This window comes from Rhodococcus sp. WS3 (assembly GCF_003797085.1).
Lineage (GTDB): Bacteria > Actinomycetota > Actinomycetes > Mycobacteriales > Mycobacteriaceae > Rhodococcus_F > Rhodococcus_F globerula.
The window spans coordinates 433,572-447,573 of sequence record NZ_RKMA01000003.1; the positions used below are offsets into that span (position 1 = coordinate 433,572).

At 61.4% G+C, this 14,002-nt stretch carries 12 protein-coding genes and 1 tRNA gene; 6 read left to right on the forward strand and 7 right to left on the reverse strand.

Translation table 11 applies throughout. The features are described from left to right. Positions 1 to 59: 59 nt before the first annotated feature. Positions 60 to 776: an HAD family hydrolase gene (locus EEB13_RS23145; RefSeq protein ID WP_033234180.1), complete on the forward strand. Its 717-nt coding sequence runs from the start codon at positions 60 to 62 to the stop codon at positions 774 to 776. A 4-nt stretch (positions 777 to 780) separates the two neighbouring features. On the opposite strand, the gene EEB13_RS23150 is transcribed toward EEB13_RS23145, so the two are convergent. The 4 genes from EEB13_RS23150 to EEB13_RS23165 form a co-directional block, all read right to left on the reverse strand. Then, positions 781 to 2,262, reverse strand: coding sequence for an FGGY-family carbohydrate kinase (locus tag EEB13_RS23150; RefSeq protein ID WP_095888415.1), 1,482 nt, complete (start codon positions 2,260 to 2,262; stop codon positions 781 to 783). Between the two features lie 25 nt (positions 2,263 to 2,287). Beyond that, positions 2,288 to 3,685, reverse strand: coding sequence for a xylulokinase (gene xylB, locus EEB13_RS23155; RefSeq protein ID WP_033234178.1), 1,398 nt, complete (start codon positions 3,683 to 3,685; stop codon positions 2,288 to 2,290). 23 nt (positions 3,686 to 3,708) lie between these two features. Then, entirely contained in the window at positions 3,709 to 4,026 is a 318-nt protein-coding gene (locus EEB13_RS23160; RefSeq protein ID WP_033234177.1) for a WhiB family transcriptional regulator, read from the reverse strand. Positions 4,027 to 4,089: 63 nt separating this feature from the next. After that, positions 4,090 to 4,332, reverse strand: a complete 243-nt coding sequence (locus tag EEB13_RS23165) for a DUF3263 domain-containing protein (protein ID WP_033234176.1) — start codon at positions 4,330 to 4,332, stop codon at positions 4,090 to 4,092. Positions 4,333 to 4,526: 194 nt separating this feature from the next. On the opposite strand from EEB13_RS23165, the gene EEB13_RS23170 reads away from it, so the two are divergent. From EEB13_RS23170 to EEB13_RS23185, 4 genes are all read left to right on the forward strand, one after another. After that, entirely contained in the window at positions 4,527 to 5,711 is a 1,185-nt protein-coding gene (locus EEB13_RS23170; RefSeq protein WP_141486365.1) for an ROK family protein, read from the forward strand. 197 nt (positions 5,712 to 5,908) lie between these two features. Next, positions 5,909 to 5,981: transfer RNA gene (locus EEB13_RS23175), tRNA-Arg, on the forward strand. 354 nt (positions 5,982 to 6,335) lie between these two features. Next, positions 6,336 to 7,151 carry a CPBP family intramembrane glutamic endopeptidase gene (locus EEB13_RS23180; protein WP_233364313.1) on the forward strand — a complete coding sequence of 272 codons (816 nt, stop codon included), beginning with the start codon at positions 6,336 to 6,338 and terminating at the stop codon, positions 7,149 to 7,151. Positions 7,152 to 7,348: 197 nt separating this feature from the next. Further along, complete coding sequence (locus EEB13_RS23185) at positions 7,349 to 8,311, forward strand: formylglycine-generating enzyme family protein (RefSeq protein WP_141486366.1); 963 nt, start codon at positions 7,349 to 7,351, stop codon at positions 8,309 to 8,311. Position 8,312: 1 nt separating this feature from the next. Here the strand turns inward: EEB13_RS23185 and EEB13_RS23190 are convergent, their stop codons facing one another. Then, on the reverse strand, positions 8,313 to 9,230 hold the full coding sequence (locus tag EEB13_RS23190; RefSeq protein ID WP_033234173.1) for a TauD/TfdA dioxygenase family protein: 918 nt from the start codon (positions 9,228 to 9,230) through the stop codon (positions 8,313 to 8,315). Positions 9,231 to 9,250: 20 nt separating this feature from the next. Next, positions 9,251 to 9,928 carry a TetR family transcriptional regulator gene (locus tag EEB13_RS23195; RefSeq protein ID WP_033234383.1) on the reverse strand — a complete coding sequence of 226 codons (678 nt, stop codon included), beginning with the start codon at positions 9,926 to 9,928 and terminating at the stop codon, positions 9,251 to 9,253. A 204-nt stretch (positions 9,929 to 10,132) separates the two neighbouring features. On the opposite strand from EEB13_RS23195, the gene EEB13_RS23200 reads away from it, so the two are divergent. After that, positions 10,133 to 12,469 (forward strand): arylsulfatase, encoded by a 2,337-nt coding sequence (locus EEB13_RS23200; protein ID WP_141486367.1) that lies wholly within the window; start codon positions 10,133 to 10,135, stop codon positions 12,467 to 12,469. A 63-nt stretch (positions 12,470 to 12,532) separates the two neighbouring features. Here EEB13_RS23200 and EEB13_RS23205 read toward each other — a convergent pair whose 3' ends face one another. Next, positions 12,533 to 13,990 carry a DUF4153 domain-containing protein gene (locus tag EEB13_RS23205; protein WP_033234171.1) on the reverse strand — a complete coding sequence of 486 codons (1,458 nt, stop codon included), beginning with the start codon at positions 13,988 to 13,990 and terminating at the stop codon, positions 12,533 to 12,535. Positions 13,991 to 14,002 lie beyond the last annotated feature (12 nt).

Genomic DNA, 14,002 nt, shown 5'->3' on the forward strand with positions numbered 1-14,002 from the left:
AGTACGCGCGCCCCGCCGCATACTGCGCATCGGAAACCCTGCGCCGATAACCTTGGTCGGTGAACACTGACAGCACCGACTCCCGAAACGGGCATATCGCCGCGACATTGTTCGACTTCTCGGGGACGCTCTTCCGGCTCGAGGAAGATTCCGACTGGGCCGAACATTTTGTCGATCACGCCGGCGAGCCGATGGACGTGCACGCTCAAACCGAGCTGATGCGCCGGATGACCGCTCCGGTCGGGCGAACCGTCGAGATGGACGAAGCGGGACTGTACGCGTGGGAGAACCGTGACCGGGATCCGAAGCTGCACCGTCAGGCTTACCTCGACGTGTTGAGCAAGTCCGGTATGCCAGATCTCGGTCGCGCCGAAGCGCTGTACGGGTTGCTCGTGGACCCGGATCGATGGACTCCGTACCCGGATACCGGCGAGGTACTGAAGTCACTGTCGGAGAAGGGCATTCGCACCGCAGTCTTGAGCAACATCGCCTTCGACATCCGCCCGGCGTTTGTCGACCGTGGCTGGGACGTGTGGGTCGACGAGTTCGTGTTGTCCTTCGAGGTGGGTGCGGTCAAGCCCGAACCTGCCATATTCGAGCACGCACTTGCGCAACTCGACGTGGACGCAGCCCAGACCTTGATGATCGGAGACAGTGATGTCGCCGACGGTGCCGCACGCGATATCGGGTGCCAGTTCGCTCTCGTCGATCCACTCCCGACGTCCGAACGTCCGCACGCGCTACTCGACGCGGTGCGGAAGTTCGGGCTGATCTGAGCGATCAGCAGTCGAACTGGGCGAGAGCGTGGATCTGTTCCCGCGTCGACGGATACAGCGTCAACCACGTTTGATACAAATCCTCGTACATCGCCCGGTTGGCTGCGTTCGGCACTACTTCGTGCGACAGAGTCGTCCAATCGGTATCCGGCGCAACAAGTCCGGTACCGATCGCAGCCAACAGAGCGTCGCCGTAGCTGGCGCCGATGGTCTGAGTCGGAACCAACTGCGTGTGTCCGGTGATGTCGCTGATCGCCTGTGTCCAGACGCGACTCTTGACGCCACCTCCCACCGCGATCGTGCGCCGGACGGGTTCATCTGTGTCACCGAACATTTCGAGTATCTGGCGGATTCCGAAGGCAATACCTTCATAGGTGGCCCGAAACAGATGCCCCCGGCCGTGTCGCAATGACAGTCCGGCAACGACGCCTCTGGCTTTGGGGTCGAACACGGGAGTACGTTCGCCGGCGAAGTACGGCAGGATCAACAGCCCTTCGGCGCCGGCGGGCACGGCCGCGGCCTCGGCGAGCAACTGCTCGAATGGTGCATCGCCGGTGAGCTTGTGAAGCCACTCGATCAGACTTCCGGCAGTGGATGTTCCGGCAGCAAGTGCCAAGGTGTCCTTCTGAACGCCCGCGGTTGTCCACAGTGCCGGATTGCTCTGAAACTTCTCGAGTATCTGAACCAGGAACATCGTTGATCCGTACATCAACATGAGATCACCGGGATGACGGGCGCCCACACTGAATCCCTCGGAGAATGCGTCGACCGTTCCCGCGACAACGGGCGTCCCGACGGGCAGTCCGGTCTGCTCGGACGCATCAGCATGTACCAATCCGACAACATCGCTCGGCCACACCAATCGAGGGCACTCGAGATGGCCGAGAACACGATCCAGCCAATCGGATTTCCAGCTGAAGTCTCGGACCGAATAGAGCGGATCACACTGACTGGCCGTGTGATGATCCTGGATGTACTCACCGGTCAGCTTTGCGGCGATGTACGAATTCGACCCGTACCACCGAGTCGCCGCGGCAAAAATCTCCGGTTCATGGATGCGCACCCACTCGATCTTCGGCCCGACGGCCTGACTCGAGAGAAGTTTGCCACCACAATCGAGTATTGCCTTTTCGCCGAATAATTCGGTCAGCGAGGCCACTTCTGCGGATGCTCGACTGTCGATTCCGTACAGAATGGCCGGACGAAGGGGTCGAAGTTCACTGTCGCACAACACAAGTGCCGGGCCGACACCGCTGACACAGACACCTGCAACGTTGGCAGATCTGGGAACTTGTGCCACAAGACGTTTGGAGATCGAACACACCTCGGACCACCACATCTTCTCGGCGTCCACCTCGGCCCACCCGGGCCTGGGCATCGAGATCTGATGGTCGATCTGCTCGGTTGCCAGGACCACGCCGTCCGGGGTGACCAAAACCCCTTTGCTGCTGGCCGTTCCCATGTCCATGCCTACCAACAAGTCCACGAAAGAACCCTAGCTGAGTTGGCCTCTACACACCCTCGGTGAGCTCGCGCAGCGATGCGTAACGTTCCCGAACCTGCGGCGCCGGTGCAGCCTCGAAGCGCCTCTCCTCCGGTTTTGTCCATACCGGTGGACGCTCGCCGCCGAGCAGCGTCCAGGCAGCTTGCCTGCATGCGCCTTCCGCAACATATTCACCAGGATCGGGTATCACAACCGGGACTCCGAGAATTGCCGGCGCAATCTCACAGAGAGCGCGAGACTTCGCTCCGCCTCCTACGAGGAGAACGCGCTTCACCTCGACGCCTTGACGAACCAAATCGTCGACGCCGTCGGCCAAGCCGCACAGGAGCCCTTCGACTGCGGCGCGCGCGAAATGCGCCGGCGTCGAATTTTGGAGCCGAAACCCGTGCATAGCCCCGGTCGCGTCGGGACGGTTGGGGGTTCGTTCACCCTCGAAGTACGGAATCATCACCAGGCCGTCACTCCCGAGCGGGGCGGACAATGCCAAACGAGACAGTTCGTCGTGATCGACGCCGAGAATGGACGCGGTCGCGTCGAGAATCCGGGCGCCGTTGAGTGTGCACACAAGCGGCAGGTGCAGTCCGGTGGCGTCGGCAAAACCGGCAACATTGCCACTCGAATCGTGCGTCGGCGTGGCCGAAACTGCAGACACGACACCGGACGTTCCGATCGAAATGACCACGTCACCGGGAATCGCCCCCAAACCCAGTGCGGCTGCGGCATTGTCACCAGTTCCGGGGCCGATGACCGCGCCGGATCGAGTGATACCGATCTTCTCGTTCGGCGCCGCAACCCGGGGAACCTGTGGTGTTCGATCTCGGAAAGCCAGCGACAGCAGGTCCATCCGGTACTCACGCGTCGCGGCCGCGAAGTACCCCGTTCCACTCGCGTCACCAGCGTCGGTGGCCAGCGCGTCGAGCGAGACGGCGCCGCCCAATTTCCAGGACAGCCAATCGTGTGGAAGACACACTGCTGCAGTACGATCCGCATTGCCGGGTTCGTGATCCGCCAGCCAGCGCAGCTTGCTCGCGGTGATTGCGGCTACCGGCACAACGCCCACGGCGTCGGCCCACGCCTGTGGACCGCCCAGCTCGTCGACAAGTTCGCTCGCAGCCTGCGCGGAACGAGTGTCGTTCCACAGCAACGCCGGTCGCACTACATCGCCGTCGCCGTCCAGACACACCATGCCGTGTTGCTGCGCGCCCACAGACACCGCGGCGACGTCGTTCAGTCCACCCGCAGCAGCAATCGCACTGTCCATGGCCTCCAACCACCGCGCCGGGTCGATCTCGGTGCCTGCAGGATGCGTCGCGCGTCCCTCCCGGACCAATTCACCCGAATCGGCATCACGGACAATGACCTTGCACGACTGAGTCGAGGAATCGATACCGGCTACGAGCGTCACAGCGCGTCCTCTCTGAAGGACCTTCAGCTCGCGACTGCGACCGCGGGCATTCGGTTGCTGCGCTTACGCAGCGATCGCACATATTCTGCGCGTTCGGTCTCCGTCATTCCACCCCAGATGCCGTAAGGCTCGTGAACAGCCAGCGCATGTTCGCGGCACTGCTGAAGAACCGGGCAGCTGGAGCAGATCTTCTTTGCGTTGAGTTCGCGGTTCTCGCGGGCATGCCCACGCTCACCGTCGGGGTGGAAGTACACGGCCGAGTCGTGCCCGCGGCACGCTCCTTGCATCTGCCAGTCCCACACTTCAGTTGTCGGATTCGGCATCGGAAGGTGCTTGTGCATGATGGCGACCTCAATTCTTGATTCTGTGGACTTGATTCAGCAATGAAGAAGGATGTGGGTGGCCTACTGGCCGATCAACTCGACGTCTCGCTGACGCAACCGGTGCGCACACACCGTTGCGAGTTCGCTCGCCACAGGGGGATCCAGTGCGGCGTTGCCGTTGTCGAGGATGTTCTTCAATCTCCGGAAGTACTCGTGGGGCTCCAGACCGAAGGTGACAAAGATGTCCTCGTCCGGTCCGCCGTCGAACTTCTGCCATTTACGCGCGAAGTCGACAATCTCGTTCTGCGTGTCGGTGCGACTCATCGGGTTCTCCCCTAGGTTCGTGCGCCCTCTGACCTCGTACTGCGACCCACCCGAGAACGCGGTGCCCAGTGAGTCAAGACACAGCCTATGCCCACTTCTGCTTTTTCACAATACCTACTTACGTCTCCAAAAGACTAAAGTAATAAATCTTTTGCATCCTGAAGTAACGCTGAGAGAATGCTTGAATAGAAGGTATGACCCGACCGCCCATCACTCCCGCCACAGCCGGCGAGGTGTTCTCGCTGATCCGCGCAGGTTCCGCGACCACACGAAGCGAAATCGGGAAACTCACGGGACTTTCCCGGACCGCGGTGTCTGCCCGGGTAAGCGCGCTGCAGTCGATCGGCCTGATCGCGGACGACGACGAAGGCCCATCGACAGGTGGCCGTCCGCCTGCCACCTTGACGTTCGACAAGTCCGCTGGATTGGTGCTGGTTGTCGCGATCGGCCGCTCGCGTGCGCAATTGGCCGTCACAGACCTGTCCGGCGCCATCCTCACCGCGGAAGACATCGACAAATCGGTGGGCGTCGGGCCCGACGAACTGATGCCTGAGATCGCCGATCACCTGACGTCATTGCTGGCCCGAATCGGCCGCCCGCCTTCCGAAGTCATCGGAGTCGGGCTCAGCATCCCCGGGACGGTCGACGTCGCAGCCGGAGCCAGTCTCGATTCACCGATGATGTCGGGCTGGGACGGTGTTGCCCTTGCTCCCTACCTTGCATCGGTCACAGACGCGCCGTTGTTCGCCGACAACGACGCCAACGTCATGGCACTCGCGGAACTCAGCGAAAGGCGTGAAAGCGCACCGAATCTACTCATGATCAAAGCCTCAACCGGCCTTGGCGCGGGCATCGTTCTCGGCGGTGTACTGCAACGGGGTTCACTCGGCGCCGCCGGCGAGATCGGGCACACCAAAACCGCTGCCGCCAAGGACATCCAATGCCGCTGCGGTGACGTGGGTTGCGTCGAAACCGTCGCCAGCGGTTGGGCTCTCGTGCATGCACTCGAAGCCCAGGGCCGGGACGTCGGCCACGTCCGCGACGTCGTTCGGCTGGCCCTCGACGGCGACGGAGAAGCGCGCCGATTGATCCGAACCAGCGGACGGCTCATCGGCGACGTGATCTCCGGCGCTGTCAATCTCCTCAACCCGGAAGTGCTTGTCATCGGCGGCGACATGGCCGAAGCCGACGAACTCTTCCTTGCCGGACTTCGAGAATCGGTCTACGGCAACGCAACTGCACTCGCCACACGCTCACTGCACATCGTGTCCGTCAGCCACGGGGCGCAATCGGGAATCCTCGGGTGCGCCGTCCTGGTACTCGACAATCTCCTGAGTCCGCGGGAAATCGACTTGAGGATTGCCGGCGCCGCCCGCTGAGGTTCGACGCCGCCCGCGCAGGTCCAATACTGCGGGCGCCTGTCGGCTTCGCGCCGTATGGGTTGTGCCGCTACACTGACTACCGCAGCTACGACGCCCAAGGCCCCGCGCCAACCGGTCAAGTAGCGGCACCAGCCCAACCGGCAAGCGAAAACCGCAGTACAACAGGGTTTTCATGCTTTACGGATGAGCTCCCCGCCCTCGTAGCTCAGGGGATAGAGCATTCCTCTCCTAAAGGAAGGGTCGCAGGTTCGAATCCTGCCGAGGGCACATTTATGCCCTTTCATCCAGGTCATAACATGTGCGCGACCTGCAACTCCGCCTAACCCGAGATCTCAACGAGTTGAAACGACGCGAACTGATCATTCGCGATGGATCGAAATTCCGGGCAAACTACGGGATCATTCGAGCGTTCCTCCCTGCGGTCGCCAGAGTGGACGAGTAGTTCGGACTGCACGACAAAAAGCCCCATCCCGCGCCAGAGAGATGGGGCTTTTCGGTCGTGGCAGCCTTACCGGCGCGGCATAACGAGCAATTCTGGGCGGATCAACAAGGGGCGAATCTGGCGTGACCTGCCGAGCGGGTCAGCCCGCGTCAAATCAATCTGCGCTCTAACATTGGGCAGTGGACATACACAAGCACGAGGGTCAGCCTCGCATCTCCGGGCGTCAACTCTCGTACGTCGCCTTCGCAGTGATCGTCATCGCGTACCTGGCAATTATTCAGTTCGGCGGCCGCCTCATCGCGGGTTGGAGCAACGAGGACGACACACTAACCACCCGTGGAGTCATCTTCACGATGGTGATCCCCTTGGGACTCGCCCTCATCTTTACCTACGGCGTCATCGCAGCTCTGGGTTGGTGGCGTCCAGTGCTCAAGGATGACCGACCGGTGAACCGCTGGGTGTGGGTCGTTCCTGCCATCCTGCTCGTCGCGATCCTCGTGGGCATCGACTACAGCGCACTCGCAGAGAAAGGCTGGCTGTTTGTCCTTGTCCTACTAATTGCCACGCAATTCGTCGGCTGGGGCGAAGAAGGAATGTTCCGCGGCATCGGAGTGACCATGCTGCGCAACCACGGACTCCGCGAAGGCCAGGTAGCCCTGTGGTCCAGTCTCATCTTCGGCGCCGTCCACCTCTCCAACGTCTTCGGACACGGCGCTTCCGCTGTGCCACAAGCAATCATTGTCAGCCTCGCTGGATACTTCTTCTACCTCACACGCCGAGTTTCGGGCAGTAACGCCCTGAACTCCGTACTCCACGGACTTTTCGACTTTGCTCTCATCAGCGGCAGCATCATCCTGTTGGACCAAACGTCGTACGTGGGCGCCTTCGCGCCAATCCTGGCCTACCCCATCATCGCCATTGTCCTACTCGTCAAACGGCACAAGATCGAACCTTCACAACCCACCGACAATCAGACGATCGCATCCAGCACCTAGACAGATCCTTCCCTGACGCGGCGCACCGGATCCATACCGATTCGCTCCAGCGCGAGTTGTCCGTCTCCCTCGCCGCCTAAACTGCCTGCATTCAATTTTGAACCCCCGACAGGAAGGGTCGCAGGTTCAAATCCTGCCGAGGGCACCAGGTGGGATTCTCGTTTCACCCAATCCAGGCCGCATGTCATGCTGAAACCATGACGCCCTCAGCCGCCATGAGCACTCCCCCGAAGAACATGTCTTTGATCCCGGGCGGAACCTTCTGGATGGGTTCCGAGGACTTCTACCCGGAAGAACGCCCCGTTCACCAGGTGAGCGTCGACAGCTTCTGGATGGATACGACGGCCGTCACCGTGGCCGAATTCCGCCGATTCGTCAAAGCAACAGGCCACGTCACGACTGCGGAGAGCGCGCCCGATCCTGCCGACTACCCCGATGCCGACCCGGCACTGCTGGTGCCTGGTTCTCTGGTCTTCCACTCACCGCCAGGACCGGTCTCCTTGGACGACTACACCCAGTGGTGGACCTTCACACCCGGCGCGGATTGGCGGCACCCGGAAGGCCCGAGCAGCAATGTCGGTGGTCGCGAGAAACATCCCGTGACACACGTGTCGTACTTCGACGCGCAAGCCTTCGCCCAGTGGGCCGGCAAGGAACTCCCCACCGAAGCGGAGTGGGAGTTCGCGGCGCGCGGTGGGCTCGACCGCAAGGCTTACGTGTGGGGCGACGAGGACTCTCCTGGCGGAAAGCCCGGTGGCAACGTGTGGCAAGGCCAGTTCCCGTGGGAGAACCTGCTCGAAGACGGCTACGAACGCACCGCTCCCGTTGGAAAATTCCGCCCGAACGGCTACGGCCTCCTCGATATGGCCGGCAACGTCTGGGAATGGACAGCGGATCACTACACGTCCGACCACGCCCACAGCACCAAGAATCTGGCGCCGGCGACCTCGTGCTGTATCCCTCGCAATCCGCGCGCCGAGCTTGCAACGGAAACCGCTGCGGGAGAATCCTATCCGCTGCGAGTTATCAAAGGTGGGTCACATCTGTGTGCACCCAACTACTGCCTGCGCTACCGGCCGGCCGCGCGGCAGAGCGAGTCCGAAGAGTCCTCGACCTGCCACGTCGGCTTCCGGTGCGTCGTGCGAATTCCGCAGGAGTAGATCAGAAGGGTGCGTCGCCGAGAATCGCGACGCGCTCCATGATCCGTCGATGCGGGAAGTAGTCACTGGCAGCGTAGTGCTGCGTTGCCCGGTTATCCCAGAACGCAATGGAATTGGCTGCCCACTTGAAACGGCACTGGAAATCCGGAACCTTGACCTGCGCGAACAGCAGGTTGAGCAGGTCGTTGCCTTCCTGCGGATCCATGTCCGGAATATGCGTGGTGAAGAGGCTGTTCACAAACAGCGTTTTGCGGCCCGTCTCGGGGTGCTTGCGCACCATCGGATGCAGGACCGGCGGGTACTGCTCCTTCATCTTCTCGAGCTTTTCGGGCGACATGCTGCGGCCGAAGGACGGAACGAAGTCGTGGACCGCCTCGCGTCCGTCGATCAGCTCCTTGACCTCGTCAGGAAGGCAATCGAACGCGTTGCCCATGTCGGCCCACAGGGTGTCGCCACCGGCCGGCGGAACATCGATCGCACGCAGGACAGAGCCTAGCGGCGGTGTCTTCGTCCAGGTCACGTCGACGTGCCAGATGTTTTCGGTGCCTGGGCTGTCCTCGCCGCGTTCGAATCGAACCACGGCCGGAACTTCACCCTGTGGGAGCAGTGGGTGAACTTCGAGTTCGCCCCAATTGCTGGCAAAGTCACGGTGATTGAGACTCGAGATGTTCTGGTCGCGGAAGAACACAACCTTCCATTCGAGCAATGCACGACGGACGTCGTCGATCTGCTCGGCCGACGGATCACGCAGATCGATGTTGCTGATCTCAGCGCCGATGAACGGTGTGACCGGGGTGAGAGTGAAACGCTCGTACGGCATCGACTCGACACCTTCGGGATTACGACGCATCCCGCGAGGACCGAATTCGATTGTGTGATTGCCGATTTGAACTGTACGAGACGACGTGAGTGCAGCCATGAAAATAGCTCCGTTTCGATTTACGTGTTGACTCGCGCGTCAGTGGACTGCGCGATCTTGCTTCGGGTTCGTGTGTGCTCACTCTGCGGAGCCAGCAGTGCCGCCACCATCAGGTCGACCAGATGGTCGACAGTTGTGTCGAAATCCGCCTTCACCACGGGATTTCCCTCTTCACGCCGCTGCTCGAAAACAGCAAGCGCGGCGACGGTCATGTTGGACATCAGGTCGATCCGCTCGACAGCGACACGACGCGAGAGGTGGTTCAGTGCCCGTGTCAGCCGCGAGACAACTTCGTTGTTCGCCTCGCTGACCTCACGGAACTCGACACTTTGTGTATCGACCGAGGGCGAGACCCTGGCGATGAACCGCGCATAGTTCGATCCGTCGGCAGTGGCAAGGAAATCTGCAAGAGGGTAAATGAACGCCTCGACCAAAGCTCGAACCGTATCCGTACGCCCACTCGAGTCGATGTCGTCGAGGTACGTCAGACGCGCAATGTTGATCTGACCCATCCGATACCGGAACACGGCCAGCACCAAGCCGTCCCGACCACCGAAGTGATACTGAACCGCAGAGTTGTTGCGTTGCCCCGCTGCTGCCGCGACATCGCGCATCGACACCTCGTGAATGCCACGTTCGGCAAACATGCGTTCTGCGACGGCGATCATTGCACTCTTGGCATCTGACGAGCTGGGCATGAGATGGAGCATATAAGTCAGTGCCTTAAAACTGCAACCCCAATTGCCGTCCGCCTTTATTGACCGCCGGGGGTTAGCAAAGGCGTACAGCGGGGATCGAATCCCACTCAACGAGAACTTGCCATTGAATGCGACATCGGGAGTTACGCTGCAGATTAAGTCATCTACTTAATTCTCGGCCTCGATACAGCCAGGAGCCCGCTTGTGAATCGTCATTCCATCCCGATCATCCCCGAGACGCCGAACGTCGCCGCATCCGTCGACTACCGAGACCAGAAAGTGCCATTCACCCGGCCAGAGCCGATTCGCCCGCCGGCCGGGGCACCCAACGTTCTGCTCGTCATGATCGACGATGTCGGATTCGGCGCCCCCTCCGCTTTTGGTGGCCCGTGCCGTACCCCAACGGCTGAACGCCTGGCAGACACCGGGGTCAAGTACAGCCGATTCCACACGGCCGCACTGTGTTCACCAACCCGAGCTGCCACTCTGACGGGCCGCAATCATCACAGCGTCGGCATGGGTGTCATCTCCGAGATGGCAAACGCCGCACCCGGATACAACGGAACCCGGCCGGCCTCGGCGGCCACCGTTGCTCGCATTTTGCAGGGAAATGGTTACGCTACGGGCGCTTTCGGCAAGATGCACCAGACTCCGACCTGGGAGACCACAGCGGCGGGGCCGTTCGATCGTTGGCCGGTACGCGAAGGGTTCGACAAGTTCTACGGCTTTCTGGGCGCCGAGTCCGACCAGTTCACACCGGTTCTCTACGAGGACTTCACGATGGTGGACCTGCCCAAGACACCACAGGAGGGCTATCACCTCTCCGAGGATCTGGTCGATCACGCAATCGAGTGGGTCGAGGGCGTCAACACCATGGACCCGGACAAGCCGTGGTTCTGCTACCTCCCCTTCGGCGCGTGCCATGCGCCCCTTCAGGTTCCGGACAGTTACCTGAACAAGTACGTCGGCGAATTCGATCACGGATGGGATCGCCAGCGAGAGATCACTCTCGAAAAGCAGAAGGAACTGGGCGTCGTCGGGCCAGATACCGTCCTGGCTCCGTGGGCACCGGGCGTTCCACACTGGGATGAGCTCGATGACGACCAGAAGAAGGTCTCGGCCCGGCTCATGGAGTTGTACGCCGCGTTCCTCGAGCACACCGACGACGAGGTCGGGCGACTGGTGGATCGCCTGCAGGACATGGGCGTTCTGGACAACACCCTCGTCCTCTACATGATGGGTGACAACGGAGCCTCGGCCGAAGGCGGCATGGAAGGTTCGTTCAACTACCTCGCCGGGCTCAACGGCTACAAGACCGCGACTGCAGACGTGCTCGCCCGGTACGACGAACTGGGTACCGAAACCAGCTATCCGCACTACCCGGCTGCCTGGGCACTAGCGCTCGACACCCCGTACCAGTGGGCCAAACAGGTTGCCTCTCACTACGGCGGAACCCGCAACGGGCTGATCGCGCACTGGCCCAAGGGAATCGAGAATCCCGGAATCCGCGAACAGTGGCACCATTGCGTCGACATCACCCCCACGATCCTCGAAGCTGCCGGCATCCCGGCCCCGACAAGCGTCGACGGTGTAACGCAGAAACCGATGGAGGGTGTAGCGATGAACTACACCTTCGATGATCCAGCGGCCGACGAGCGGCACACCACACAGTATTTCGAGATCTTCGGAAACCGCGGCATCTACGATTACGGTTGGACTGCCGTCACCGCGCACCGTGCCCCGTGGCTGATGGCAACGCATGGACTGGAACTGACGTCGCTGAGCGACGACAAGTGGGAGTTGTACGACACGACGGTCGATTGGTCGCAGGCCCGCGACCTCGCGGACGAACATCCCGAGATCCTCGCGCGACTCAAGGAGAAGTTCCTGGTCGAGGCCGCCAAGTACCAGGTGCTGCCGCTCGACGACCGTACCGTCGGACGGCATTCGACACCGGAATCACGTCCGCCGCATCCCATGATGGGCCGCAAATCGCTGACGCTGTACCCGCACATGAACGGGCTGGTCGAGAAGGCAGCACCCAACTTCTTCAACCGCTCGTACGCATTGACCGCCAACCTGGGCAGCGTCGCCGACGGCATGCTGGTCAGCCTCGGTGGCCGGTTCGGCGGATTCGCTCTGTACATCATCGATTCCGTCCCCGTGTACTGCTACAACTTCAGCGGTGGTGGCCGTACCTTCGTGCGCGCCGAGAAGCCCCTGTCCCCCGACGCCAAGGAAGTTTCGGTCAATTTCGACTACGACGGCGGTGGTATCGGCAAAGGCGGTCTCGCGACGGTGCGCGTCGACGGCGAGGTTGTCGCGGAGGGCAGGGTCGACAAGACCACCCGGGCGATCTTCAGCATGAACGAGCAGCTGGATATCGGAATCAACCGTGGCAGCCCGGTTTCCGAGGAATTCGCGGAGAAGGGCACGTTCCGCTACGGCGGCAAACTCAACAGCGTGACCATCGACTTGCTTCCGACGCGTGATGTTGTGTCCGCGCAGGAGCGCGAGAAGATTTCGCTGGCCGTGCACTAGGCCGCAGGGCAATTGTGCAGCCGCAGGGGTAACTACCTCTGCGGCTGCACAATCGGCGCGCGGCTATCCGAACAGGATCTCCCTGGCCTGCTTGCGCGCACTGTTGAACTCCCACCACGAATCTTCGGATCCGCGCAGTTCCTGTTTCAGGTACCACAGCGAATCACTGCGCTGCGGCTCCGGCAGTCGATCAAGTGCAGGAACGGCATCGACCGAAAGCGTGCTCAGATAGTTCACGTCGATGCTCTTCCCCTGCTCGAAGCGCTCGACGTTCTTCTCCGCGATGTACGCATCAGGGTTGAAGAACGCAAAGCCCAGCAAGCCCACAGTGGCCATGGCGAGTACAGCCGTCGGCAGCCACGCGCCCGACATCCGCACTCCCGCGATGATCAGCAAGACAAAGACCAGCCCGAGCAGCAGTTCGACGGCAAAGACACTCACTCGCAACCTCGTGAATCCGTACTGGTTCTCGTACAACCACATTCGATGAACGGCCGACGCCACAATGACAAGGCTGAACGTGCACAGCGCGCCAAGCAGCCCCCGGGCCAGTGCCCTCGATCGGCGATCATCGCGATCTACACGCCGAACCGCAACCGCGATCACCAACAACGTCAGCACCGTCACCATCATCAGCTGCCAGAATCCTTGACGCGCATAGTCAGCATACGTCAGACCGTCCGTGACCTGGACGTGTTTGTCGCCTCCGAACAGCGTCTTGAGTTGCACCGCAACAAATCCCAAGAACAGCACGTTCAGCATCGCGAGCGGCACCACCCACTCCCACAATGGCAGCGGCGACGCCGGCATGGGAGCAAGCGCGTCGACGTCAGGCGTTCGGCGCCGTAGATACACAGCCGTGAGCGTCCCGAAAGCCACCAATACCCCGATCAACAGGTGAGCAATTGTTTCATCGACTCGAATCGAGGGAGCTGCGCCGTCGAAGAACTTCGCGAATTCCGGATCCGCACTGGCAAAAAGAGATCCGAAGATCAGGAGCATTGCGACGCTGACGGCACCTACGGCCACCACACGAACGGCCGGCACTCGCAGCGCTGCGCCGGGTCTCGCGTTTCTCCGCCGGGCAAAGCGCATCACTCGTAGTGGAGCGCGCCACGGCATGATCGTTCCCAGCGCGATGCCTGTCCACGTCCGGCCACCGATCAACGCCCAGGTGAACACAACCCACGCTGCCACCAGGCACACAAAGACAAGCCATCCCGCACCGCGGACCGCAGCCACACCGAACAGCGCAAGTGCGCCGGCGCAGGCTCCCCATTGAATCGGAGTCAACCGTGGCGGCGTGAGGAGCCCGACAACTACCGTGACACCGACAAACACGATCGCGTAGGCAACCCCGATGGTGTCGACATCGAGGATCAGGGCGGCAAGAACACCCACCACTGCCGATCCGATCAGCATCGGACGCGTCGGAATGGACGTCCGATCTCGACGCCATACGCGTGGCACCAGTAGGGCAGGCGCACTGGGTTTTGGTGCAACAGCAACCGGAGCAGTCATTATCAGACCTAC

Excerpts from the sequence above, each read along its gene's own strand:
- EEB13_RS23160 (WP_033234177.1), bottom strand. The coding sequence starts at position 4,026 with ATGCACAAGCACCTTCCGATGCCGAATCCGACAACTGAAGTGTGGGAC.
- EEB13_RS23165 (WP_033234176.1), bottom strand. The coding sequence starts at position 4,332 with ATGAGTCGCACCGACACGCAGAACGAGATTGTCGACTTCGCGCGTAAA.
- EEB13_RS23170 (WP_141486365.1), top strand. The coding sequence starts at position 4,527 with ATGACCCGACCGCCCATCACTCCCGCCACAGCCGGCGAGGTGTTCTCG.
- EEB13_RS23185 (WP_141486366.1), top strand. The coding sequence starts at position 7,349 with ATGACGCCCTCAGCCGCCATGAGCACTCCCCCGAAGAACATGTCTTTG.
- EEB13_RS23190 (WP_033234173.1), bottom strand. The coding sequence starts at position 9,230 with ATGGCTGCACTCACGTCGTCTCGTACAGTTCAAATCGGCAATCACACA.
- EEB13_RS23195 (WP_033234383.1), bottom strand. The coding sequence starts at position 9,928 with ATGCCCAGCTCGTCAGATGCCAAGAGTGCAATGATCGCCGTCGCAGAA.
- EEB13_RS23205 (WP_033234171.1), bottom strand. The coding sequence starts at position 13,990 with ATGACTGCTCCGGTTGCTGTTGCACCAAAACCCAGTGCGCCTGCCCTA.